21 protein-coding genes and 1 pseudogene are annotated in these 23,099 nt (G+C 69.9%); 10 read left to right on the plus strand and 12 right to left on the minus strand.

Annotated features, from left to right (window positions below; all coding sequences use genetic code 11):
- Positions 1-30: 30 nt before the first annotated feature.
- The 5 genes from WBA97_RS15840 to WBA97_RS15860 all read right to left on the minus strand — a co-directional run bounded on the left by WBA97_RS15840 (position 31) and on the right by WBA97_RS15860 (position 7,032).
- Positions 31-1,854 carry a phosphoenolpyruvate carboxykinase (GTP) gene (locus tag WBA97_RS15840; RefSeq protein WP_424231573.1) on the minus strand — a complete coding sequence of 608 codons (1,824 nt, stop codon included), beginning with the start codon at positions 1,852-1,854 and terminating at the stop codon, positions 31-33.
- A gap of 315 nt (positions 1,855-2,169) precedes the next feature.
- Positions 2,170-2,946, minus strand: coding sequence for a DUF6802 family protein (locus WBA97_RS15845; RefSeq protein ID WP_424231574.1), 777 nt, complete (start codon positions 2,944-2,946; stop codon positions 2,170-2,172).
- Positions 2,947-3,053: 107 nt separating this feature from the next.
- Positions 3,054-4,889, minus strand: coding sequence for a dynamin family protein (locus tag WBA97_RS15850; protein WP_424231575.1), 1,836 nt, complete (start codon positions 4,887-4,889; stop codon positions 3,054-3,056).
- Complete coding sequence (grpE, locus tag WBA97_RS15855) at positions 4,886-5,434, minus strand: nucleotide exchange factor GrpE (RefSeq protein WP_424231576.1); 549 nt, start codon at positions 5,432-5,434, stop codon at positions 4,886-4,888. Before grpE ends, WBA97_RS15850 begins: the two co-directional genes overlap by 4 nt.
- A 5-nt stretch (positions 5,435-5,439) precedes the next feature.
- Positions 5,440-7,032: a dynamin family protein gene (locus WBA97_RS15860; RefSeq protein ID WP_424231577.1), complete on the minus strand. Its 1,593-nt coding sequence runs from the start codon at positions 7,030-7,032 to the stop codon at positions 5,440-5,442.
- 197 nt (positions 7,033-7,229) lie between these two features.
- On the opposite strand from WBA97_RS15860, the gene WBA97_RS15865 reads away from it, so the two are divergent.
- From WBA97_RS15865 to WBA97_RS15900, 8 genes are all read left to right on the plus strand, one after another.
- Positions 7,230-8,378 carry a sensor histidine kinase gene (locus WBA97_RS15865; RefSeq protein WP_424231595.1) on the plus strand — a complete coding sequence of 383 codons (1,149 nt, stop codon included), beginning with the start codon at positions 7,230-7,232 and terminating at the stop codon, positions 8,376-8,378.
- Positions 8,379-8,508: 130 nt separating this feature from the next.
- The gene (locus WBA97_RS15870; protein WP_424231578.1) at positions 8,509-9,165 is read left to right on the plus strand and encodes a response regulator; all 657 of its coding nucleotides are present in this window, start codon (positions 8,509-8,511) and stop codon (positions 9,163-9,165) included.
- A gap of 199 nt (positions 9,166-9,364) precedes the next feature.
- Positions 9,365-10,315 (plus strand): ABC transporter ATP-binding protein, encoded by a 951-nt coding sequence (locus tag WBA97_RS15875; protein WP_424231579.1) that lies wholly within the window; start codon positions 9,365-9,367, stop codon positions 10,313-10,315.
- 5 nt (positions 10,316-10,320) lie between these two features.
- Entirely contained in the window at positions 10,321-11,082 is a 762-nt protein-coding gene (locus tag WBA97_RS15880) for an ABC transporter permease (protein WP_424231580.1), read from the plus strand.
- Between the two features lie 428 nt (positions 11,083-11,510).
- Positions 11,511-12,014, plus strand: coding sequence for a hypothetical protein (locus WBA97_RS15885; protein WP_424231581.1), 504 nt, complete (start codon positions 11,511-11,513; stop codon positions 12,012-12,014).
- Positions 12,015-12,249: 235 nt separating this feature from the next.
- Positions 12,250-12,894 carry a tRNA (guanosine(46)-N7)-methyltransferase TrmB gene (gene trmB, locus WBA97_RS15890; RefSeq protein ID WP_424231582.1) on the plus strand — a complete coding sequence of 215 codons (645 nt, stop codon included), beginning with the start codon at positions 12,250-12,252 and terminating at the stop codon, positions 12,892-12,894.
- A gap of 145 nt (positions 12,895-13,039) precedes the next feature.
- Positions 13,040-14,080 carry a nitric oxide synthase oxygenase gene (locus WBA97_RS15895; RefSeq protein ID WP_424231583.1) on the plus strand — a complete coding sequence of 347 codons (1,041 nt, stop codon included), beginning with the start codon at positions 13,040-13,042 and terminating at the stop codon, positions 14,078-14,080.
- A 41-nt stretch (positions 14,081-14,121) separates the two neighbouring features.
- Positions 14,122-15,420, plus strand: coding sequence for an amidohydrolase family protein (locus tag WBA97_RS15900; protein WP_424231584.1), 1,299 nt, complete (start codon positions 14,122-14,124; stop codon positions 15,418-15,420).
- A 3-nt stretch (positions 15,421-15,423) separates the two neighbouring features.
- On the opposite strand, the gene WBA97_RS15905 is transcribed toward WBA97_RS15900, so the two are convergent.
- The 7 genes from WBA97_RS15905 to WBA97_RS15935 form a co-directional block, all read right to left on the minus strand.
- Positions 15,424-16,059: a hypothetical protein gene (locus WBA97_RS15905; protein ID WP_424231585.1), complete on the minus strand. Its 636-nt coding sequence runs from the start codon at positions 16,057-16,059 to the stop codon at positions 15,424-15,426.
- Positions 16,059-16,748, minus strand: coding sequence for an SDR family oxidoreductase (locus WBA97_RS15910; RefSeq protein WP_424231586.1), 690 nt, complete (start codon positions 16,746-16,748; stop codon positions 16,059-16,061). The genes WBA97_RS15905 and WBA97_RS15910 overlap by 1 nt, the downstream gene beginning before the upstream one ends.
- Positions 16,749-16,757: 9 nt before the next feature.
- Positions 16,758-18,791, minus strand: a complete 2,034-nt coding sequence (locus WBA97_RS15915; RefSeq protein WP_424231587.1) for a PhoX family protein — start codon at positions 18,789-18,791, stop codon at positions 16,758-16,760.
- 122 nt (positions 18,792-18,913) lie between these two features.
- Positions 18,914-19,651, minus strand: a complete 738-nt coding sequence (locus tag WBA97_RS15920) for a hypothetical protein (RefSeq protein ID WP_424231588.1) — start codon at positions 19,649-19,651, stop codon at positions 18,914-18,916.
- Entirely contained in the window at positions 19,648-20,169 is a 522-nt protein-coding gene (locus WBA97_RS15925) for an RNA polymerase sigma factor (RefSeq protein WP_424231589.1), read from the minus strand. Before WBA97_RS15925 ends, WBA97_RS15920 begins: the two co-directional genes overlap by 4 nt.
- Before the next feature lie 42 nt (positions 20,170-20,211).
- Positions 20,212-21,303, minus strand: a complete 1,092-nt coding sequence (locus WBA97_RS15930; protein ID WP_424231590.1) for an inositol-3-phosphate synthase — start codon at positions 21,301-21,303, stop codon at positions 20,212-20,214.
- Between the two features lie 94 nt (positions 21,304-21,397).
- Positions 21,398-21,967: a PadR family transcriptional regulator gene (locus WBA97_RS15935; RefSeq protein ID WP_424231591.1), complete on the minus strand. Its 570-nt coding sequence runs from the start codon at positions 21,965-21,967 to the stop codon at positions 21,398-21,400.
- Positions 21,968-22,231: 264 nt separating this feature from the next.
- Between WBA97_RS15935 and WBA97_RS15940 the strand changes: the two genes are divergently transcribed.
- A complete protein-coding gene (locus WBA97_RS15940; protein ID WP_424231592.1) occupies positions 22,232-22,636 on the plus strand; it encodes a DUF5318 domain-containing protein in 405 nt (134 codons plus the stop codon).
- Positions 22,637-22,718: 82 nt separating this feature from the next.
- Positions 22,719-23,099 (plus strand): annotated as a pseudogene (locus tag WBA97_RS15945) (hypothetical protein); the annotation flags it as partial.

Genomic DNA, 23,099 nt, shown 5'->3' on the forward strand with positions numbered 1-23,099 from the left:
CCCGTGGGTGGTCCCCTTTCCCATGGAATGTCAGGCGAGACGCGTCTTCAGTGCGTCCAGCTCGGCACGCAGCAGCGTCGGGACCTTCTCGCCGATCTTCTCGAACCACTCCTCGATCAGCGGGAGCTCCGCACGCCACTCGTCGGCGTCGAACGCCAGCGACGCCTCGATGTCGGCGCGGTCGGCGTCGAGACCGGACAGGTCCAGGTCATCGGCGGTCGGGACGTAGCCGATCGGCGTCTCCACCGCGGCGGCCTTGCCCTCGATGCGCTCGATGGCCCACTTCAGCACCCGCGAGTTCTCGCCGAAGCCCGGCCACAGGAACTTCTTGTTCTCGTCCCGGCGGAACCAGTTGACGTAGAAGATCTTCGGGAGCTTGTCCGCGTCGGCGCGCTTGCCGGTGTCGATCCAGTGCTGGAAGTAGTCACCGGCGTTGTAGCCGATGAACGGGAGCATCGCCATCGGGTCGCGGCGCACGACGCCGACCTTGCCCTTCGCGGCGGCGGTGGTCTCCGACGACAGCGTGGCGCCCATGAAGGTGCCGTGCTGCCAGTCGCGGGACTCGGCCACCAGCGGGATGGTGTCGGCGCGACGGCCACCGAAGAAGATCGCCGAGATCGGCACGCCCTGCGGGTCGTCCCACTCCGGCGCGAGGATCGGGCACTGCGACATCGGCGTGCAGTACCGCGAGTTCGGGTGCGAGGACGGCTCGTCCGAGTGCGGCGTCCAGTCCTGCTTCTTCCACGACGTGAGGTGCGCGGGCGGCTCGCCCATGCCCTCCCACCAGATGTCGCCGTCGTCGGTCAGCGCGACGTTCGTGAAGATCGAGTTGCCCTTCTCGATCGTGCGCATCGCGTTCGGGTTGGTGTGGTAGTCGGTGCCCGGCGCGACGCCGAAGAAGCCGGCCTCCGGGTTCACCGCGTACAGGCGGCCGTCCTCGCCGAACCGCATCCACGCGATGTCGTCGCCGAGCGTCTCGACCTTCCAGCCCGGGATGGTCGGCTCCAGCATCGCGAGGTTGGTCTTGCCGCACGCGCTCGGGAACGCGGCCGCGACGTAGTAGACCTTGTTCTCCGGCGAGATCAGCTTGAGGATCAGCATGTGCTCGGCGAGCCAGCCCTCGTCACGGCCCTGTACCGAGGCGATCCGCAGCGAGTAGCACTTCTTGCCCAGCAACGCGTTGCCGCCGTAACCCGAGCCGTAGCTCCAGATCTCACGGGTCTCGGGGAACTGGGAGATGTACTTCTCCTCGTTGCACGGCCACGCGGCGTCGACCTCGCCCGGCTCGAGCGGCGCGCCGACCGAGTGCAGCGCGGGCACGAAGTCACGCTCGGTGCCGTCCGGCGCGGTGAACTGCTCCAGCGCCTTGGTCCCCATCCGGGTCATGATCTTCATGGAGACCACGACGTAGGCCGAGTCGGTGATCTCGACACCGAGCATCGGCTTGTCGGCGGTCAGCGGGCCCATGCAGAACGGGATGACATACATCGTCCGGCCACGCATCGAGCCGCGATACAGCTCGGTCATGGTGGCCTTCATCTCGGCCGGGTCCATCCAGTTGTTCGTGGGACCCGCGTCGTCGGGGTGCACGGAGCAGATGAAGGTGCGCTGCTCGACGCGTGCGACGTCGTCGGGGTCGGAGGCGGCCCAGAACGAGTTCGGCTTCTTGGCAAGGCGGGTGAAGGTGCCTGCCTCGACGAGCTTGTCGGTCAGGCGGGTCCACTCCTCCTCGGAACCGTCCACCCAGACAACGCGGTCCGGCGTGGTCAGATCGGCCACCTCCCGCACCCAGGAAAGAAGCCGTTCGTGCGTCGTCGGTGCGCTGTCCACACCTGGGATTGCCACTGCCGTCATCTCGCTTCATCTCCTGTACTGGACACCGAATGACGCAGGACGCCGTGGTCCGTCGAAACCGGACTTCGGCGTCCTGAGTGAACGGCGATACCCCCGACCGGATCGCCGGACGGGACTCGCTTGGGGATGTATAGGAGGTTAACTACAAGGCGCGCGGTCAAACGAGAGCTGACGTGTCGGCTCTGCCACAAGACCGATAAGGGTATCGATTCAGAACCCGGTTGTACGAGTGGTCTACCGCACATACAACGATCCCGGCAGGCAGAGCGCCTACCGGGATCGTCGAGTAGCTGTCAGGTGACCGAGTGGTTCAGATCACCGGTCGGCCCAGGCGGCGTCCGAGGACGATGACGAATCCGAGGACGAACCGCTGTCCGGCACGTACTCGCCGGAGGAGTCGATGTGGCCCTCCTCGGTGGTGGTCCACTCGTCCGTGCCGGTGTGCTCGGCGACCGTCACGTCGCCGTCGGCCTCGATGATCACGGCCTGGTCGGCTTCGCCGTCCTGGTCCGTGTCGGTGAAGGCGTAGGTGGTGCCGTCCGCGTCCGTCACGACCGCGGTGTCGTTGACGCCGTCGGCGTCGGTGTCGTAGGTGGCCGGGCCCGCGTCCACGTCCTCACCCGGCAGGTCGACGGTGATGTCCTCGCCAGTCGCGGAGGGGTCCGCCGAGTCGTCGGGCGTTTCCGTGTCGGCGCCGGAGGTGTCGGTGCCGGACCCATCGGCATCGTCAGCGCCGTCACCGGTCGGCGTCGGGAGGCTCTCGACGTCCTCCTCGGTCCACTCGCCCGTGCTCGCGTCGTACTCGGCGCCCGCGATCGGGTTGCCCTCCGAGTCGTACTCGACGGCGACGTCCGCCGTCCCGTCACCGTCCGTGTCCGCGAACGCGAGGTAGCCGTCCTCGGTCTCGACGACGGCGGTGTCGTTGGCGCCGTCGTCGTCGAGGTCGACGTTCTCCTCGGCGGTGTACTCCTCGCCGTCGATCTCGACGGTCAACTCGTCGTCACCGGTGGTGCTGGTCGAGTCGTCGCCGAAGTCGGTCGAGTCCTCGGTGGTGTCGGTCGTGTCGGCGGAGGTGTCGTCGTCCACGTACACGGGGTGCCCCCTTAGTCGGTCCCTGGCGGGATCCTCAAGCTCTTGTTCGTATTGCGGATGTATGACTGACGGCAGGACCGGTCGGTTCCCTCACGATTTCGCGAGGGTCACGCCCGGTCACGGACGGCGCGGATGCTCCCGAGGAGCTTCTCCGCCCGGTCCCGGCCCGCGGTGACGTCGGTCAGGCGCTTGTTCACCGCGTTGAGACGTTTCGTCCGCTCGGCGGTGTCCAGGCGCAGTGCCTTGTCTACCTCACGGAGCTCTTCTTCGATACCCGCGATGCGTTTTCCGAGTGCCTCGTCGAGCGAGAGGGACAGTTGCTGCTCGGCCTCGATGAGCTGTTCGGCCAGCAGCTGGTCCACAGTGGAGCGTGCGTCCGCGATGGCCTCGCCGAGCCACTGCTTCATGTGCTGCTTGTCGGCGGAGTGCTTGCGGGTCTTGGACAACCACCAGCCCGCGCCGAGCGCGATCGCGATCGTCGGCACCAGCAGCACGGGCGCGATGACCAGCCCGGCCAGCGGCGCGACGGCCAGCTTGCCCGCGCTGAACCCGCCGGTGACACCCATGAACACGAGCAGCTTGTCCTCGGTGGTCGGCGGGCGCCGCTCCGCCTGCCGCACGATGATCGGCGACCCCGTCCGCGCGAACTGCGCGCGGATCACCGACAGCTCGTCGGCGGTGAACAGCTCGCCGAGCACGGTCTCGGCGACCTGGTTCAGCCGGTAGGCGACCGCCTGGCTGATCCGCCCGGAGACCATCTGCAACGCGACGTCGACCTGGGGTGGCAGCTCACGCAGCTTGTCCTTGCTGGCGGCGTCGATCGCCTGCCGGAACCACGACTGCACATCGCGCATCTGCCGTTGCACTTCGTGGTTGTTCTCGACGCGGGTGCGCTGGATCTCCGAGCGCATGCGGACCTGCCAGCCCTTGGTGGACGACCGCCGCTCCGAGGTCAGCTCGTCCTTGCGGGCACGCAGCTTCTCCGCCTCGTCCTCACCGGTGGACAGCGCCCGCTTCTCGGCTTCGAGCCGCACCTGCAGCTCGGACAGCGCGGTCGAAAGGGCACGCATCGTGTTGGCCTCGCCGAGCATCGCCGACCGGCCGCCGATGAGGGTCTCGAGCGCGGCCCGCAGCTCCTCGACGCCGGAGCGTTCGCGCAGCATGGCCGCGGCCTCCGGGTTGGGTGCCTTCGCGGCCATGTCGTACATCCGGGCGGAGACCGGGTGGAACTTCGCGCCGGCGAACCGGGGTGCGTGCTCGGCGAGCAGCGCCTGGTCGTCCTCGAGCACCTGCCGCCAGCCGCGGTACTGGTCCACCTTGGACAACGCGAACACGACGGTCTCGACGCTCTCGCCGACGGTCGCGAGGAAGTTCAGCTCGCCAGAGGTGAACGGCGCGGACGCGTCGACCACGAACAGTAGCGCGGTCGCGGAGGCGGCGGCCTCCTTGGCCAGCTCGCCGTGCATCGAGTCGAGCCCGCCGACGCCTGGCGTGTCCACGATGGACAGCTTGCCGAGCAGCTCGGCGGGGCCGTCGATCTCCACGTACCTCGGCGGGATCTGGCCGCCGGGCAGCTCGTGCGCCGCGGACACCCAGTTGATCAGCTCGGGCAGGTCGATCGGCACCGGCGCGACCTGACCCGGGTAGCAGGCGCGGGCCTGCCACTCCTCCGCGTGGCCGAACACGAGGTAGGTCGCCGTGGCGACCTCGGCGTCCACTGGCGAGAGCCCCGGCTGGCCGAGCAGCGCGTTGACGAGCGAGCTCTTGCCACGGTTGGTCTCGCCGACCACCACCGCGGACGGGTTGCTCCTGCGCCTGCCCCTGATCTCCTCGACCCAGCGCGCCGAGTCCGGGTTGATGTCCTTGAGCAGCGTCAGCAGCTTTTCGCGGGTCGCCTTGACCTGCTGGGGCAACGAGGGTTTCTGCTGCGCGGGCGCGGTCATGTCCCGCCCTTGCTGTACACCGTCACGATCGGTACCCGCAGCACCTCACCCCGGTCGGCGAAGCCCACCACCTCGGTTTCGGCGACCACGCCGTCGATCGCCTCGTCGGTGGTGGCGACCGTGCCGCCCGCCTCGTGGTGCGCCGGGTCGAACCGGGCGCCGTCGGGGCGGATCGCGTCGACGCCGACGCCGGCGAGCCCCTCCTCCAGCCGCTCGACGACACCCGCGCTGCGTGCCCGGTCGAGCGCGTAGAGGCACAACTGCACCAGCGATCTGCGCTCGGCGAGTGCCTGGTCGAGCGCGATGGCAGCCGCGCTCGGCGGCACGTCGTCCTGCTCGGTGAAGTCGCCGCCGGTCACCAGCCCGTCGGACGCTATCCCGGCGGCCGGGCCCACCTGCGGCTGCTGCTGCTCGGCGGCGCGGACCGCGTCCGCGATCACGTGTGCCTTCACCTCGATGGTCGAGTCGTCCCGCGGCTCGTTCACGGTGTCACCGCCGTGATCGCCGTCGTTGTCATCCTCGCGGCGCTTGAACCACGATGCCAAGAGTCTCACCCCGCCTGTTCGCGAAGCTGTTGCCAGATAAGGAAATACGCGCGGTGCACCACGTGTGCGACGCGGCTCTGCGCCGGTGTCGCGCCGAACGACGCGAACGACCGCCACCACCCGGCCCGCTCGAGGGCGTAGGCGGAGAGCTCTTTGGCGGGCCTGTTCTTCATCCCGAGCTGCTCGCCGATGTCGGCGCTGCTGCCCACCCGCAGCACCTCCTCCGCGAGGTCCTCCGGCATGGCGACCGCGCCGGACGTGACGAGCGTGAGCGCCTCCAGCAGACGCAGCTGGTGCGCCTCCGGCTTGGCGAGCAGCACCTCGATCGCGTCGTGTACCCGTTGCCGCTCACCGGGATCGCCGGACGCGTGCGCGAGCGCGGTGACCGAAGCGAGCGCGGCGGCGGCCTTGATGCCGTCGGCGCGGGCGCGGAACACGGCGTCGAGCTTGCCGCGGACACCGGAGAGCCCCGAGGCGTTCAGCAGCACGCGGCGCAGCGCGCCCGCGGTCATCTCGGGGTCGCGGCGCAGCGCGTCGACCGCGGTGCGCACGCCGTACAGGTCGAGCTTCTCCAGCAGGAGCGTCCTGGTGCCCTCCGGCACCTCGCAGTCCCAGGTGGCGAAGATGTCCGCGGACATCAGCATCGTGTCCCAGGTCGCGTCGTCGAGTTTGGCGAGCGCGCGCAGCGCGTCGGCGTCGGCGGAGGTGAACCCGCCGGACTCGGCGGACTCGGCGAGCAGCCCGATGACCGGGATGACGTCGGCGACGCGGGGCTTGAGCGTGGCGGCCTGCTTCTCGGCGAGCAGCGCGGCGGCCTTCCACACGTCGCCGCCGGAGCCCGCGACCGACTCCGGCGCGATCGTGTCCGCCTTGTTGAGGATGGCGATCGCGTTGACCGGGCCCGCCTCGCGGCTCGCGGTGGCGGCGGTGAACGCGGCGAGCGCCTGCTGGTCGTCGGCACGCACGCCCTGGGTCACGACATAGAGCACGGCCTCCGCGCCCGCGACGGCGTTGCGGGAGGTGTCGTCGAGGTCGTCGGAGCCCTCTTCCTCACCGAGGGCGTCGGCGCCGTCACCGCCGTCGGGCTTGCGGTGCTTGGCCGCGCCGAGGAGCTGCTCGGTGCGCCTGACCGACGCGGCGTCCAGCGAGCCGAGGCCGGGGGTGTCGATCACCGTGAGGTCGCGCAGCACGGCGTTGGTCAGGTACGCCTCGAGGTGGGAGACCTTGTCGAAGTCGACCTCGAGGTCGTTGGGGATCATGCCGTCCGCCGAGAACGGCAGCACCTGCTTGCGCCCGTCGTCGAACACGATCTCGACCCGGTCGACGGTGCCGTACTGGAAGCGGGTGACCAGCCGGGTGCACTCGCCGACGTCCGTCGGCGCGACCCGGCGCCCGATCAGGGCGTTGACCAGCGTGGACTTGCCGGACTTGATTCGTCCGGCGACCGCGACCTGCAGCGGCGCGGACAGCCGCCGCAGCACTTCGCGGAACCCCGCGGCGGTGCGTGCCGAGACCTGCGGCTGCAGGCGTGAGCACAGGTTGGCCACCGCGGCCGACAACGGACCGGCGAGGTGCTGCTGCTCGGTAGCCGTCGTCATGTCACCCCCGTTCGAACAGCATGCGTCCGTGCAGGGTTGATCGTGCCATGGCGGTCGTCGACGTGTGGCCGGGTCCTGCCGATCCGCGGGCCCGGCGGATCGTCAACCGTACGGCGTAGTGACGATCAGACCTGGGCCTGACGCCATCGGCGGCGCCTGCTGCCTACGCTGGGTTCGTGCGGCGTCTCAGCCTGTGGATGAAGGCACACCCCATGGTCGGGGACACGCTGCTCGCTGCCGTCATCGCGTTATTCGACCTGCTGATCTTCGTCAGCCGCGTCGCGGTGTCGCCGACGGAGTCGGAACCGCGGCCCTGGTACGTCACCCTGCCGGTGATCGCCGCCGTGGTGGCGCCGATCGTGTTCCGCCGCAGGTACCCGATCACCGCCGCCTATTTGACGCTAGGTATCGGGGTCCTGCACTCGATGCTGGAGGTCGGCGTCGCGAGCATGTTCACCGCGTGCGTCGCGCTGTACACGCTCGTCGCGTACGTGGGCAGGCGCAGCGCGTTGCTGTTCCTGGCGGTGAACGAGGTCGTCTCGCTCGTGCAGACGCCGTGGCAGTACCCGGAACAGTGGGTCACCACGCTGATCGTCGTGAACCTGTCGCTCGCGTTCTCGTGGGCGCTCGGCGAGTTCGTCGGCGCGCGCCGCGCCTACCACGCCGAGCTGGAGCAGCGGCTGCGGTTGCTGGAGACCGAACGGGACCAGCAGGCCAGGATCGCGGTCGCGGACGAGCGGGCCCGCATCGCCCGCGAGCTGCACGACGTGGTCGCGCACGCGGTCAGCGTGATGGTGGTGCAGGCCGACGGCGCCGCGTACGCCGTGCGGAGCCAGCCGGAGCTCGCCGAGCGGGCCGTGACGACGATCGCCGCCACGGGCCGGGACGCGCTCACCGAGCTGCGCAGGCTGCTCGGCGTGCTGCGCAGCGAGGACAGCGGCGGGGAACGCACGCCGCAGCCCGGCACGCAGTCGCTCTCGGAGCTGGCAGGACGCGTGCGCGCGGTGGGACTGCCGGTCCAGCTCGACATCGTCGGCAACGTGGACGACCTGCCCGCCGGTGTCGGGCTCGGCATCTACCGGATCGTGCAGGAGGCGCTGACGAACTCGCTCAAGCACGCCGGCCCCGGCGCGGCGGCGACCGTGCGCGTCGAGCGGACGGGCGACCGCGTCGATCTGTCCATTGTGGACAACGGAAGACGGTCGAGCCGGTCGCTCGTCGGGGTGTCCGGCGGCAACGGGCTGATCGGCATGCGGGAGCGGGCACTGGTGTTCGGCGGCACGCTCGAGGCGGGCCCGCGCACGGGCGGGGGCTGGCAGGTGACGGCGAGCCTGCCGTTCGGCTAGGAGCTGCTCCATGGATCTTTGTGCGAAGGTCGGGTCCTGACCGACGGTGACCTCAGGAGAACGTGACGGCACCCAGCCACCAACCGCCTGCGTTCCGGCCAGTACTTTTGTGATTTGGGGAGGCGGACTGGTGATCAGGGTGTTACTCGTCGACGACCAGGAGCTCATGCGTGTCGGTTTCCGCATGGTGCTCGGGGCGCAGGACGACATGGAGATCGTCGGCGAGGCCGGCAACGGCGACGAGGCGGTGAAGCTCGCGGAGGAGCACCGCCCGGACGTCGTGCTGATGGACGTGCGGATGCCGGTGCTCGACGGCGTCGAGGCCACGAAGCTGATCACCGAGCGGGGCCTCGCGAAGGTGCTCGTGATGACGACGTTCGACCTCGACGAGTACGCGCTGTCCGCGCTGCGCAACGGTGCGAGCGGGTTCCTGTTGAAGGACACGCCGTCCGTGCAGCTGGTCGCCGCGCTGCGATCGGTCGCGAGCGGCGACGCCGTCGTCTCACCGAGCGTCACCCGGCGCCTGCTGGACCGGTTCCTCGGCGTGACGGGCGGTGAGCTGCGGGACTCGTCGATCCTCGACGTGCTGACCGACCGCGAACGCGAGGTGCTGCTGCTGATCGCGCAGGGCCTCTCCAACACCGAGATCGCGCGGAAGCTCTTCCTCTCCGAGGCCACGGTCAAGACCCACGTCGGCCGCGTGCTGTCCAAACTGGATCTTCGGGACCGGGTGCAGGCGGTCGTGCTCGCCTACGAGACCGGACTGGTCCGTCCTGGCGAAGCGTGAGGTCGTTGCGGGAAAACCCCTACCTCGGAGTGATCACGAATCAGGGTCGCCTCAGGGTCGTTACGGATCCGCCAGCCTTTTGGCTGATGGAGGCTACCCCCAGAGGTTGACCCGATCTGGCGACCACAGGTGGACGTGCGGGACCGCCGCCTAGGACCAGTATTACGGCCAGGGGACAACGAACTTTCAGGGAGAGACCATGATTGAGGCAGCTGGCCTCAGCAAGAGGTACGGCAGGACGGTGGCCGTCGACAACCTGTCGTTCTCCGTCCAGTCAGGGCGGGTCACCGGCTTCCTCGGCCCCAACGGCGCGGGGAAGTCCACCACGATGCGGATGATCCTGGGGCTTGACCGGCCGACGGCCGGCAACGTTCGCATCGACGGCAAGCACTACCGGGAGCTGCACAACCCGCTCCGGACCGTCGGCGCGCTGCTGGACGCCAAGTGGGTGCACCCGAACCGGTCGGCCCGCGCACACCTGCGCTGGCTCGCGAAGTCCAACAAGCTCCCGGCCAAGCGTGTCGACGAGGTGCTCGACCTCGTCGGCCTCACCGACGTGGCGAACCGCCGCGCCGGCGGGTACTCGCTCGGCATGTCGCAGCGGCTCGGCATCGCGGCCGCGCTGCTCGGGGACCCGCAGGTGCTGCTGTTCGACGAGCCGGTCAACGGCCTGGACCCGGAGGGCATCCTGTGGATCCGCCGGTTCATGCACCGGCTGGCGGAAGAGGGCAGGACCGTGTTCGTGTCCAGCCACCTGCTGTCGGAGATGGCGCTCACCGCGCAGGATCTGATCGTGATCGGCAAGGGAAAGCTGATCTCGCAGTGCAGCACGGAGGAGTTCGTCGCGCAGGCGACGGAGAGCACCGTGCTGGTGCGCAGCCCGCAGCTGCCGGTGCTGCGCTCGGCTCTCGGCGAGCTCGGCGGGAGCATCCGCGACGAAGGCGAGAGCCTGATCGTCTCCGGCGTCGACATCGCCAAGATCGGCGAGCTTGCCGCGGCCAAGGGGATCGCACTGCACGAGCTGAGTCCGCAGCGCGGCTCGCTCGAGGAGGCGTTCATCCAGCTGACCGGTGACGCCGTCGAGTACCACGCCGCGCTGGGCGACGACGCGCCCGCGCAGCCCGCCGACCTGACGACGCTGGGGAAGTGACCCTGATGACTCTGCTCGCAGTCGAACGAATCAAGCTCTTCACCACGCGCTCGCCGCTGTGGTGCACGCTGGCCGCGCTCGGTCTCACCATCGGCTTCGCCGCACTGATCGCCGGCGTCGACACCGAGAACCTGCCCACGATCGCCTCGACCCAGTTCGGCATGAACTTCGGCCTGATGGTGATCATGGTGATGGCCACGCTGGCGATCACCACCGAGTACCGGTTCGGCACGATCCGGGCCACGTTCCAGGCGGTGCCCAACCGGACCGGCGCGCTGCTCGCCAAGACCACGGTCGTGGCGTTGTTCGCTGGCCTGGTCGGCGAACTGGCCGCGTTCGGCGCGGTCGGGATCTCCAAGCTGATCCAGTCCGGCGCCGACCTGGGCATCAACACACCGTTCGAGTGGCGTGCCACCGCCGGCGTCGGCCTGGTCTACGCGCTCTCGGCGGTCATCGCGGTCGCCGTCGGCGCCCTGATCCGCCACTCGGCGGGCGCGGTGTCGCTGACGCTGATCTACGTCCTGCTCGTCGAGGGCCTGGTCGCGCTGATCCCGAACGTCGGCGACGACATCCAGAAGTGGATGCCGTTCTACGTCGTCAACAAGTTCCTGACCGGCGACCCGGACATCACGAACCGGCCGATCGCCGAGGGCCCGCCGCCCTCGCTCTCCTCGCTGAGCCCGTGGTGGTCGCTCGCCTACTTCGCCGGGTTCGCACTGGTGTTGTTGATCGCGGCGCTGTTCACGGCCAACAAGCGGGACGCGTAGCGCTCGGGGGAGCTGCTGCGCCGTCACGGGGGAAAGGGACCCGGGTCACCTTCGGGGGGTGGCTCGGGTCCCTTATATGTCTGCCATTCGGGTGAAAATAGGCACAGAACGCCCACCGTAAGGTAACGGCCACCACTAGGCGGTCGATGTGCCATGTGGGGCAGATTCGGTGTCTTGCAATACGACACCGTTACGACCGCGTTAAGTCATCGTGGCCCTGCCCACAGCGTGCTGCCATACCCGGTTACTGACGTCATTATCGAATCAGTGCAGTCCCCAACCCGCCCCAACTCCATAAGGGCGCCCCTGGAGGTGGACTTGTGACGGTGGTTGACACCGGCCCAACTACTGATGCCGCCGCTGCGGCAGAGGAGCAACGGCGCTCGTCACACCAACCGTCCACGGCGGAAGCGCTACAGGTCGAGCCCTTGCTCGGGCTCGAGTGGTCGCAGGCCATCGAACAGTGGGGCGGCGAACAGGACGACGCCACCACACCGGCGGAGACCAGGCGCTCCTGGGTGCACCGCGCGCCGGAACAGCAGGTCCTCACGCTGTACCGCACGATCCACGCGGTCGACCCGTTGGCACCGGCGCCATGGTGGCTGCGGGCACTCGCGGCAGGCACGCTGACCACCCGGCTCGAGGGCTACACGGTCGAGGACCGCGTGTCGAAGCTGCTCACCGCCCGCACCGGCTGGGTGTACGTGCCGTGGGGCGCCGACGGCGACTCCGGTTTCTGGGAGTACGTGCCGTCCGAGCGCAAGCTGGCCGAACCCGGCGTGCCGACCACGCTCATGCTGACCGACCGGCACGCGGGGTGGATCGACGTGATCCGAGTGCATCCCAGCGAGGCCAACCCGGCACCGATCGCCGTGGAAGGGCTCCCGGACCTGCGAGCGAACCTCGCGAGACTGGAATCGCTCGCCCCCTAGGGTCCCGAACCGGAAATCTGGCACATGATTCGGCGGCCCAGCGAGTGCCGGGCCAGCGAGACGGCGTTGCCGATCCACCCAAGTACAACCCGGTACGAGGGAGGATCGGCGCCTTGCCGGCAGAAACCTGGATCCACCGACTTACGCACCGCATTCCCGGTTCGGGACCCTAGGCTCTCCCCCCGTGGATGCACCCAGGCGCACAGTCGTCAGCTTCGTGAACCGCGGCGGTCGGATGACCGTCGGGCAGACCCGCGCGTGGGAACGACAGTGGCCCGCCATGGGCCGCGACATCTCGGCGCTGCCGCCCGGGCCGCTGGACGTGGACGGGTGGTTGCGCCGGTCAGCGCCGGTGATGCTGGAGATCGGGTCCGGCATGGGCGAGACCACGGCCGCGCTGGCCGAGGCGGCGCCGGACGTCAACTACCTCGCCGTCGACGTGTACCAGCCGGGGCTCGCGCAGCTGATGATGCGTGCCGAGACCGCGGCCCTGAAGAACCTGCGCCTGCTGCGCGGGGACGCGGTCGTGCTGCTCGAACAGCACCTGGCCGAGCAGTCGCTGTCCGGGGTGCGGATCTTCTATCCGGACCCGTGGCCGAAGAAGAAGCACCACAAGCGCAGGCTCGTGCAGCCGTCGCTGGTGTCGGTGGTGGCGTCGCGGCTCGTGCCCGGCGGCACGCTGCACCTCGCGACCGACTGGGAGAACTACGCGGAGCACATGATGGAGGTGTGCTCGGCCGAGCCGCACCTGCGGAACCTCTACCCGGACGAGCACGGCGGCTGGGCGCCGAGGCCCGCGTGGCGGCCGCTGACGAAGTTCGAGAGCCGCGCCGAGCAGGAGGGCCGGGTCAGCCGCGACCTCATCTTCGAACGCGTGTGACCGGATCGGGTGGTCTGAGTGTTCCCAACCGAGCACGAACACGCCGAAATGACCGGATTAGGACCCACATTCGGTAATTTCGGTGCCCAGGCCACCACCTGTCCAGGTAATCCAGTACCGCACAACCGGGGCCGATACCCATGGTGTGACAGCACTGCGCGACGAGCCCGTCGTCACCCCGGCGCCCGCCCCCGCGCGACCAAGGCCGCGGGCGCGATCGCTCTACGGCGAGGCCGAGGAGTTCATCCGCGCGTTCCACCACGCGAGGCCGAAGGCAGGGCAGGTGGAGTCGCGGCTCGCAAAGGTGCGCGAGGAGATCACGGCGACCGGCACCTACCGCCACCTGCCCGCCGAGCTGGCGTACGGCGCGCGGCTCGCGCTGCGCGACAGCGGGTGGTGCCCGGCGGATGTGCCGTGGCGCGGGCTGCTCGTGCGTGACCTGCGCCAGGTCCGCAACAGCACCGAGGTCGCCGTCCAGTGCGTGCAGCACCTGCGGATGTCCACCAACAACGGCGCCGTGCGCCCGATGGTGAGCGTCTTCGCGCCCGACACCCCGGCGCGGCCGGGCCCTCGGATCCGCAACGACCAGCTGGTCCGCTACGCCGGTTACGTCGAACCCGGGCGGGTGCTCGGCGACCGCAGATACGTCGACTTCACGACGGCGGTGTGCCGCCTCGGCTGGCGCCCGCCCGCCGGGCACACCGCGTTCGACAAGCTGCCCCTGGTGGTGCTGACCCCGCACGAGGGGGTCGCGGTGTTCCCGTTGCCAAGGGACGCCGTGCGCGAGGTGCCGCTCGAGCACCCGGAGCTGCCGTGGTTCGCGACACTCGGCCTGCGCTGGCACGCGGTGCCGGTGATCAGCAACCGAGGGCTGCGGATCGGCGGCGTCACCTACCCGGCGGCGCCGTACAACGGGGTGTACATCTGCCAGGCCATCGGCGAGGACGTGCTGGCCAACGACGCGGCGTACGGGCTCGCGCGGGTGATCGCCGACCGGCTTGGCCTGGACACCACGTCCGACCGGACGCTGTGGCGGGACCGCGCGGTCGTGGAGCTGAACCGCGCGGTGGTGTACTCGTTCGACGCCGCGAACGTGAAGATCAAGCATTCGGTCAACGGGTTCCTGCCCGCGACCGGCGGCGGCTCGCGCCCGGCGTTCACCACCTGGGGGAACGCGCTCGTCTAGGATCTTATGGATCTTTATGCCCACCTGGCAGGATCCAGAGCATGTTCCGTCTGCGTGCCCCGATCGTCCTGCCCTGCGACCCGTCGTGTGGTGTGTTGCGCGACGCGGTGGTGGATGTCGGCCCGTCCGGCCGGCTCGGCTACGTCGGCCCGGCGGACGGCGCGCCCGCGTCGGACGCCCCGGTCCGGTCGCTGGACGGCATCCTCATGCCCGGCATGATCAACATGCACGCGCACAGCCCGATGACGGTGCTGCGCGGCATGGGTGGCGACCTGCCGCTGATGCGGTGGTTACAGGAGGTCATCTGGCCGGCCGAGGCGCTGCTGACTCCCTCTGACATCGAGGCCGGGATGCTGCTCGGCTCGGTGGAGATGCTGCGCAACGGCGTCACGACCAGCGTCGAGCAGTACTTCCAGCCCGACCACGTGGTGCGTGCCGTGCTCGCGACCGGCGGCCGGATGGTGCTCGGGCCCGCCATCGTGGACGCGGCCGGGTGGAGCTGGCGCGCACAGCTCGACGAGGTCAGCGCCCGCATCGACGTGGACGGGCTGCGGCCGCACGACCGCATCGAGATCGGCTACGGCCCGCACTCGGCGTACACGCTGTCGCCGGAGGCGCTGACGATGGTGGCCGAGGCGTCCCGCGTGCGGGACGCGCTGCTGCTGATCCACGTGGCGGAGTCGCCGCAGGAGGACGCCGCGCAGCGAACGTCTTACGGGTCGGTGCCGAAGATGCTGTCGTCGATCGGGCTGCTGGGCGGGCGGGTGCTGGCGGCGCACTCGGTGCACCTGTCGGACGAGGACATCGCCGTCTTCGCGGCGAACGGCGTCGCGGTGGCGCACTGCCCCGGTTCCAACGCGAAGCTGGCGTCGGGCATCGCCAGGGTGCCCGCGCTGCGGGCCGCGGGGGTGCCGGTGGGGCTGGGCACGGACGGCCCGGCCAGCAACGACGACCTCGACCTGTGGGAGGAGATGCGGCTGGCCGCGCTCGTCGCCCGCCTGTCCACCATGGACTCGGCGGCGCTGACGGCGGCGGACGTGCTGCTGATGGCCACCCTCGGTGGCGCGGAAGCGCTGGGGCGCACCGACATCGGCGTGCTGGAGGAGGGCCGCTGGGCCGACGTGGTGCATGTCGACACGTCGACGGAGGCCTTCGCCGCGGGCCTCTCGGTGCCGGACGAACACCTACTGGCGAACCTCGTGTGGGGCGCGAACGCACGCAACGTGCGGGACGTGTGGGTGGGCGGCGAACAGGTCGTCGCCGACCACGAGCCGACGAAGGTCGAACGTGCGAAGGTGCAGGCACAGGCGGGCGCGGTGACCTCCCGCCTGCGCGGCTGAGGGTCAGCCGCTGCTGGCGAACTCGTAGAAGATCGTGGTGCGGCAGTCCGGTGCGGCGAACGCCTCGGCCTCGCCCGTGTAGACGGCCACGAGCAGGTCGTCGTCGCGCCACCACGAGTCCGCCAGCCCCTCGACCTCGCCGACCAGCTCGTACTCGTCGAGGTCGACGCGCTCCACGTCGTCGCCGGTGAGGCGGGTGACCCGGTGCGCGGTCGCGGACGCGTGGTGGGTGAGCGCGAGCGACTCCACCCAGCCCTCGACGGTCGCGTGCAGCGGGATCCAGCGGTCGCCGTGGATGCCGAACTCGCCGGTCGGGCCGATCATGAACGAGTAGGGCACCGCACCGCGCGGGGGCCCTGCCTCGAACCACCAGCCGTCGTCCGGCGACGGCTCGGGGATGTCGGCGTTGAGGTAGCGGGGGCCACCGTCGTAGACCGGCGCGGGCGGGAAGGCCAGCCCGCCCCAGCGGCGCTGGTAGGTGGCGACCCGGTCGATCTCCTCGGCCGGCACGCCGAACCCGAGCCACCGCTCCCGCCAGGACGTGACGTCGATGGCGTCGACGCGCACGCAGTTGGCACGCACGAACGTGCGGGCGCGCTGGGTCAGACCGTCCGGCACACCAACGGGATCCCAGTTCATCAGCGGTTCGGCTGACGGATCACGATCTCGTGCACGTGTGCGTCCCTCGGTGTCTCGATCGCCGCCCGGACCACGTTCGCCACCGACTCGGGCCGCATGTACTTCTCGGGGACGAAGTCGCCGCCCTCGAAGTCGCGGACCGCCTTCTGCATGTCGGTCGCGGTGCGGCCGGGGTGCACCGAGGTGACGCGCAGGCCGTTGGGTTCTTCCTCCGCGCGCAGGACGTCCGAGAAGGCACGCAGTGCGAACTTGCTCGCCGCGTACGCGCCCCACCCCGGGTTGGCCTTCAGGCCGGAGCCGGAGTTGATCAGGACCACGTGACCCTCCGCCGCGCGCAGGGCGGGGAGCAGGAGCCTGGTCAGCTCCACGACCGCCACCACGTTCACCTCGTACGACTCGCGCCAGTCGGCGGCCGTGACCTCGGTCAGCGCGCCGAGACGGGAGATGCCCGCCGAGTGCACGAGCACGTCGAGGCGGTCGATGCCCGTGACCGCCGCCGCCAGGGCCCGGTCGTCGGTCAGCTCCACGGGCCACGGGCGGGCCGACGGCAACCCGGCGGCCCGCGACGCGAGTGCTTCCTCGTCGCGGCCGCCGAGCAGCAGGTCGTGCGTACCGGCGAGGGACTCGGCGATGGCCCTGCCGATTCCCCGTGACGCGCCGGTGATCAGCGCGAGCGGACGATCAGTCATACCCCCACTCTACGAACGGTAGACCGCCACCACCGACGGCCTCGGCTGCGCGTCGCCACCGTCCGGCCAGTGCGACAGCGGGTTGTCCGCGCTCGCGCCGTCCAGCTCACCGGGGTGCTGCACGGAAACCAGCACGAAGTCGTCGGTCACGACCGGGCCGCAGGTCTCCGCGCCGTCGGGCACCGTGAGGAACTGCCTGACGTGCCCCCGTTCGCGGCCTTCGACCGGCACCGCGAACAGCCCGTCGTTGTGCGACAGCGCGTTGCCGTCCGTGGAGATCCACAGGTTGCCCCTGGCGTCGAACGCCACGTTGTCCGGGCACGAGATCGGGCTGACCTGCGACTTGTCGTAGCCCGCGAAGTAGGTGTCCGGCGAGGCCGGGTCACCGCAGAGCAGCAGCAGCTGCCACGAGAACCGGGTGCCGGTGTGGTCGCCCCTGCGCTCCTCGACCTCCAGCACGTGCCCGTGCTTGTTGGCCACCCTCGGGTTGGGCTCGGTCGCGCCTTCCCTGCCCGCCTTGCCGCGGTCGGTGTTGTTGGTGAGCGCCGCGTAGATCCGGCCGTTGCGCGGGCTCGGCTCGACGTCCTCCGGGCGGTCCATCTTGGTCGGGCCCACCACGTCGGCGGCGAGGCGCGTGAAGACGTACACCTCCTCGGCGGTGAAGCCCGGCACGAACGACTTGTTGTTGCGTACCAGGGGGATCCACTCGCCGGAGCCGTCGAACTCGCCGTCGGCGGGGACCGTGCCCGACCCGTCGATCTCGTCCGCCGGGCTGTCGCCGGTGAACTTCGCGACGTACAGCGTGCCGGAGTCGAGCAGCTTCTTGTTGTGCTCACGGGCGTAGCGGCTGTCGCCCGGCTTGTACCTGCCGTCGGTGACGAACTTGTACAGGTAGTCGAACCGCTCGTCGTCGCCCATGTACGCGACCACGCGCCCGTCCCTGGCGACGACGACGTTCGCGCCCTCGTGCTTGAACCGGCCGAGCGCGGTGTGCTTCACCGGCGTCGAGTGCGGATCGAGCGGGTCGATCTCCACGACCCAGCCGAACCGGTTGGCCTCGTTGGGTTCCCGCGCCAGGTCGAACCGCTCGTCGAAGCGCTCCCACTTGCGCTGCGACGCGCCGCCCGCGATGCCGTAACGGGTGTTGCGTGCCTTGGCGACCGGGTCGGTGACGAGGTCGGCGTTCGCGAAGTACTGGTTGAAGTTCTCCTCGCCGGACAGGATCGTGCCCCACGGCGTGACCCCGCCAGCGCAGTTGTTCTGCGTGCCGAGGACGCGGCGACCGGTCGGGTCGGCCGAGGTCCTCAGGTACTTCGAGCCCGCGGCGGGGCCCCGCACCGCGAACGGCGTGGTCAGCGTGATGCGGCGGTTGTAGTGCCGGTCCGGTTTCACCTCGAGGCCGCCTCGGCGGCGCCGCTCCACGACGACGACGGAAAGCCCGTGCGCGGCCCACGCGATCTCCGCCTGCTCGCGGGTCGGGTTGTTCGCGTCGTAGCCGAAGAACATGGCCGACTCGGTCGTGTACTCGTGGTTGGACACCATGAGGTACCGGTCGCGGCCGAGCGGTACGAGGCCGCAGAAGTCGTTGTTGAAGCCGAACTGCCCGGCCTGCGCCGCCGCGGTCTGGTTCGCGAAGTCGAACCGGGGCGCGCCGGGCACCACCGGGTCGCCCCAGCGGATGACCACGTCCTGCTCGTACCCCTTCGGCACTACCAGCGTGTCGAGGTCGTTCGGCGCCACCGGCTCGAAGTCGAGGCCCGTGCCGTGACCATGACCGCCGCCGGGCCGCCCGGGGGTCGCGGCCGCGGTCCCCGCACCGGCGGTCACCAGGCCCGCGACCGCGATCACCGCACCCGCCTTGAGCATCCCTCGGCGGCTGGCGACGTCGGCGACCACGTCGGCGAAGTAGGTGTTGTCCGAGGTGTTCGGCGCCTCGTGCGCGCAGGCGTTGCCGCACCGGTACAGGCAGGTGATCGAGGACCGCCCGCCCTTGGGGTTGGTGGTGAACAACGGGAGGAGCCGGGGTTCGTCGGCTGGGGACACGTGGCCTCCACGGTCAGGCACTGTCGGACTTGGCAGGGCCCGACGCTAGGAGCCGAAGACCAGCGGCACGCGTGGAGCAGGTGAAGCCGGGATGAACAGCTGGGGCGCATCGGCCCAGGTGATCAGGTGATCGCGCTCTCCACCACATTGCCATCGGCGTCGTAGGCGGTGTAGCCGAAACCCTGCGTCGAGCCGGCGAAGTCGGCGAGGAACAGGTTAAGCGTGCCGCTCCGGTCGAGCTCCCGAACGGAGACCGGCGAGCCGTCACCGCTCCGCACCGTCAGTACCTCGACCTTCGGGTCGGTCAGCAACAGCATCAGGCCGGGCACCGGACCGGACTCGATGGCCCCGTCGGAGAGCACCGCCCTGGTCTCGACGTGCGTGCTGTTCCGCGGGCCGGTCGGCCACGCCGGCACCGTGAAGCACGACGTGTTGACGATGGCGGCGGGCGGGCGGGTGGTCGAACCGCCGACACCGACGTGATGGCCCTCGGCGACGCACAGCTGCCCGTCCAGCACCCAGGCGACGGCGTCGACGTTCTCGCCGTTCCTGGCGAACGTGCCGAGCACGTGCGGGCCCGCGTCGGCACGCACCCAGTCGTAGTCCGGTGACCACACGAGGCCGTCGTTCTTCTCCTCGGCCGCGGGCGGTGCCGGTGCGTCGTGGTGCACCGCGAGCGGGATCACCACGCCGACGGCCGCGACGACCGTGGCCGCCGCGGCGGCCACCAGCGCGGGCCCTCGGATCCCCCGGCGGTCTGCGAGCCTGCGCTCGAGGTCGCCCTTGGCGTTGTCACTCGGCGGCACGGTGTCGGCGAGCTCGTGCAGCGTGTACCGCAGGCGCTGGTCGAGGTCGTTCATCGGTCGTCCTCCTCGGGCAGCGCGGCGCGCAACGCGGTCATGGCATGGCTGGTGGTGGCCTTCACGGTGCCGACCGCGATGCCGAGGGTCTCCGCGATGGCCTGCTGGTCGAGGTCCAGCCAGTACCGGAGCACGAGCACCTGGCGCTGGCGCGGGGTCAGCCGCTGCATCGCCTCGTGCACGGCGCGGTTGCCGTGCCCGGCGAGCACGGTCGCCTCCGCGGACGCGATGTCCCGGTCCGGTTCCCTCGGCGCCCTGCGCACCACCCGCAGGTGCCGCAGCCGCGACCGGGACAGGTTGACCACGGTCCGCCGCAGGTAGGGCAGCACCTTGTCAGGCGCCAGGCTCGGCCACTTGCCGTGCAGCCGGACGAACGCCTCCTGCGCGATGTTCTCCGGGTCGTCCGCCCCCAGGAGGAACGCGAGGCGCTTCATGCGCTCGAAGGACTCGTCGAACAACGCGTGGAACCCCGCGCTGTCCGCGCGGGGTTCCGACGTTTGGTCGGTTGCCGTCTTCACGCCCCTCTGACGCCTGCGACGGCTCCCGGGTTTAGCGGCCGGTCAGCGCTCCAGCTCCCCGGCGATGAACTTCTCCACCGCGTCGTAGGCCTCGGAGTCGGAGTACTGCTCCGGCGGCGACTTCATGAAGTACGACGACGCCGAGGTGATCGGGCCGCCGATGCCGCGGTCCAGCGCGATCTTCGCGGCACGCACCGCGTCGATGATCACGCCCGCCGAGTTCGGCGAGTCCCACACCTCGAGCTTGTACTCCAGGCTCAGCGGCACGTCACCGAACGCCTTGCCCTCGAGCCGCACGTAGGCCCACTTGCGGTCGTCCAGCCACGGCACGTGGTCCGACGGCCCGATGTGCACGTCCGCCTTGGCCATCTCGTGCGGGATCTGCGAGGTCACCGACTGCGTCTTGGAGATCTTCTTCGACTGGAGCCGCTTGCGCTCCAGCATGTTCATGAAGTCCATGTTGCCGCCGAAGTTGAGCTGGTAGGTGCGCAGCAACTCCACGCCACGGTCCTCGAACAGCTTCGCCAGCACGCGGTGCGTGATGGTGGCGCCGACCTGCGACTTGATGTCGTCGCCCACGATCGGCACGCCGGCCTCGGTGAACTTCGCCGCCCACTCCGGGTCCGACGCGATGAACACCGGCAGCGCGTTGACGAACGCCACGCCCGCGTCGATGGCGGCCTGGGCGTAGAAGCGGTCCGCGTCCTCTGAGCCGACCGGCAGGTAGGACACCAGCACGTCGACCTCGGCCTCGCGCAGCGTCGCCACCACGTCGGCGGGCTCCTCGTCGGACTCGGTGATCATGTCCCGGTAGAACTCGCCGAGGCCGTCGAAGGTGTGGCCGCGCTGGACGGTGACCCCGAGCGGCGGCACGTCGCAGATCTTGATCGTGTTGTTCTCGCTCGCGACGATCGCCTCGGACAGGTCGCGGCCGACCTTCTTGGCGTCGACGTCGAACGCGGCGACGAACTCCACGTCCCGCACGTGGTAGTCGCCGAACTGGACGTGCATCAGACCGGGGACGCGGGTCTCCGGGTCGGCGTCACGGTAGTAGTGAACGCCCTGCACCAGCGACGCGGCACAGTTGCCGACGCCGACGATGGCCACCCGGACGCTGCGACGCTGTTCGCCCATGCCGGTTCTCCTTCTCCCTGTGTGTACCCCGACCACTGGCGGGTCGTGGCGGTCCGAAGTCGCAGATCCGCACTGACCTGCCAGTCAGGCGCCGTCATTCGGCGCCTTCCTGCCGTTCCTTCTGCTCCCTCTGCTCGGTCGCGATCAGCTCGTTGAGCCAGCGGACCTCCCGCTCGCTGTGTTCGAGCCCGAGCCGGTGCAGCTCGCGGGTGTAGCGGTCGATCTGCTCACCCGCCCGCGCAACCGAGGAACGCAGCCCTTCTCGTCGTTCCTCCACCCGGCGCCTGCGGCCTTCGAGGATCCGCATCCTCACCTCGGCGGGCGTGCGGGAGAAGAACGCCATGTGCACGCCGAACCCCTCGTCGTCATAGGCCTGCGGGCCCACGTCGGCGAGCATCTCGGCGAAGCGCTCCTTGCCTTCGGCGGTGAGCTTGTAGACCCGCTTGGCGCGCTTGCCCCAGGTGCGGGCGGCGCGTTCGTCCTCGGTCTCCCGCTGGTCGTCCTCGACGATGAGGCCGGCCTTCAGCAGCCTGCGCAGCGTCGGGTAGAGCGAGCCGTAGGAGAACGCGCGGAGCGTGCCGAGCATGTCGAACAGTCGTTTACGCAGCTCATAGCCGTGCATGGGGGCCTCGTGCAACAACCCGAGGATCGCGAAATCGAGCATCGCGCGCCTCCTTTCGTGTGCACTGACCTACTGGCCCACTATATCGCGCCGATACATCAGGGAGGAGCACTGGAGAAGACGTGGCGGTGATCACGAATCTTCAGGACACGGCGGGATCTCGGACAGGTCACAGCGCAACCGCAGGTCACGGCCGTTGACAACCGGTGACCACATCACTTCTTCAACGCAGAGTGGCGACTGCGCCGCGCGCCGTATGTCAAACAGCGCATGGACGTGGTAACGGCGCCGCGTAGGCTGTCCTCCGTGCGTACACAGCGACAGGTGGTCGACTACGCGTTGCAGCGCAAGGCGCTGCTCGCGGAGGTGCACTCCGGTCGCGTCGGCACCATGGACGTGTGCGACGCGAACCCGTACCTGCTGCGCGCCGCCAAGTTCCACGGCGAGCCGAGTGACGTGACCTGCCCTGTCTGCCGCAAGGAACCGGTGACGAAGGTGTCCTGGGTCTACGGCGACGAGCTCAAGCACGCGTCCGGCTCGGCACGCGCGCCAGAGGAGCTCGTGCGGATGGCGGCGTCGTTCACCGAGTTCACTGTGTACGCGGTCGAGGTTTGCCGCACCTGTGGATGGAACCACCTGGTGCAGTCATACGTCCTGGGGACGGGTGGACTCGACACCCATAAGCCACGAAGGAGGACAGCGGCGGAGTGAGATCGATGGTTCTGCCTGCTCTGCCGCCGACGACCACCACGCGGCGTGCTCTGCCGTGCGCCGCTCTGGGAGGCCTGTTCACGTGAACGACCATCGCAACCACCGGTATCGCGAAAGCGGGCCGGCATGGCCGAGTGGTGACGACTCGGACCCGCGCGCGTCCGCCCGAGGCGCACAGGAGGAGCCCCCGGAGCGCACCGGCTTCTGGAGCCCCCTGTGGGAGGACGACGACGAGCCACCGGCCCGCCCTTCGCACGGGCACGGCCGTCACGAGGCCGCGAGCAACGGTCGCGCACGCCACGAAGCCGCCGACCCGGGTGCCGGTAGCGGCGGCAACGGCCACCGCTGGCCGGACGCCGACGCGGGCGACCACCGCTGGCCCGACGCCGAGCCGCCCGCCGCGCCGAAACGGCCACCCGCACCGCCCCGCCCGTCCCCGCGTTCCTCGGGACCGGGGTGGCCA

Source organism: Actinophytocola sp., from assembly GCF_049647105.1.
Lineage (GTDB): Bacteria > Actinomycetota > Actinomycetes > Mycobacteriales > Pseudonocardiaceae > Actinophytocola.

What these genes read in the sequence shown, in the direction of transcription:
- WBA97_RS15840 (WP_424231573.1), bottom strand. Translation starts at nt 1,854, where the DNA reads ATGACGGCAGTGGCAATCCCAGGTGTGGACAGCGCACCGACGACGCAC.
- WBA97_RS15850 (WP_424231575.1), bottom strand. Translation starts at nt 4,889, where the DNA reads ATGACCGCGCCCGCGCAGCAGAAACCCTCGTTGCCCCAGCAGGTCAAG.
- WBA97_RS15860 (WP_424231577.1), bottom strand. Translation starts at nt 7,032, where the DNA reads ATGACGACGGCTACCGAGCAGCAGCACCTCGCCGGTCCGTTGTCGGCC.
- WBA97_RS15865 (WP_424231595.1), top strand. Translation starts at nt 7,230, where the DNA reads ATGAAGGCACACCCCATGGTCGGGGACACGCTGCTCGCTGCCGTCATC.
- WBA97_RS15875 (WP_424231579.1), top strand. Translation starts at nt 9,365, where the DNA reads ATGATTGAGGCAGCTGGCCTCAGCAAGAGGTACGGCAGGACGGTGGCC.
- WBA97_RS15880 (WP_424231580.1), top strand. Translation starts at nt 10,321, where the DNA reads ATGACTCTGCTCGCAGTCGAACGAATCAAGCTCTTCACCACGCGCTCG.
- trmB (WP_424231582.1), top strand. Translation starts at nt 12,250, where the DNA reads ATGACCGTCGGGCAGACCCGCGCGTGGGAACGACAGTGGCCCGCCATG.
- WBA97_RS15900 (WP_424231584.1), top strand. Translation starts at nt 14,122, where the DNA reads ATGTTCCGTCTGCGTGCCCCGATCGTCCTGCCCTGCGACCCGTCGTGT.
- WBA97_RS15905 (WP_424231585.1), bottom strand. Translation starts at nt 16,059, where the DNA reads ATGAACTGGGATCCCGTTGGTGTGCCGGACGGTCTGACCCAGCGCGCC.
- WBA97_RS15910 (WP_424231586.1), bottom strand. Translation starts at nt 16,748, where the DNA reads ATGACTGATCGTCCGCTCGCGCTGATCACCGGCGCGTCACGGGGAATC.
- WBA97_RS15920 (WP_424231588.1), bottom strand. Translation starts at nt 19,651, where the DNA reads ATGAACGACCTCGACCAGCGCCTGCGGTACACGCTGCACGAGCTCGCC.
- WBA97_RS15930 (WP_424231590.1), bottom strand. Translation starts at nt 21,303, where the DNA reads ATGGGCGAACAGCGTCGCAGCGTCCGGGTGGCCATCGTCGGCGTCGGC.
- WBA97_RS15935 (WP_424231591.1), bottom strand. Translation starts at nt 21,967, where the DNA reads ATGCTCGATTTCGCGATCCTCGGGTTGTTGCACGAGGCCCCCATGCAC.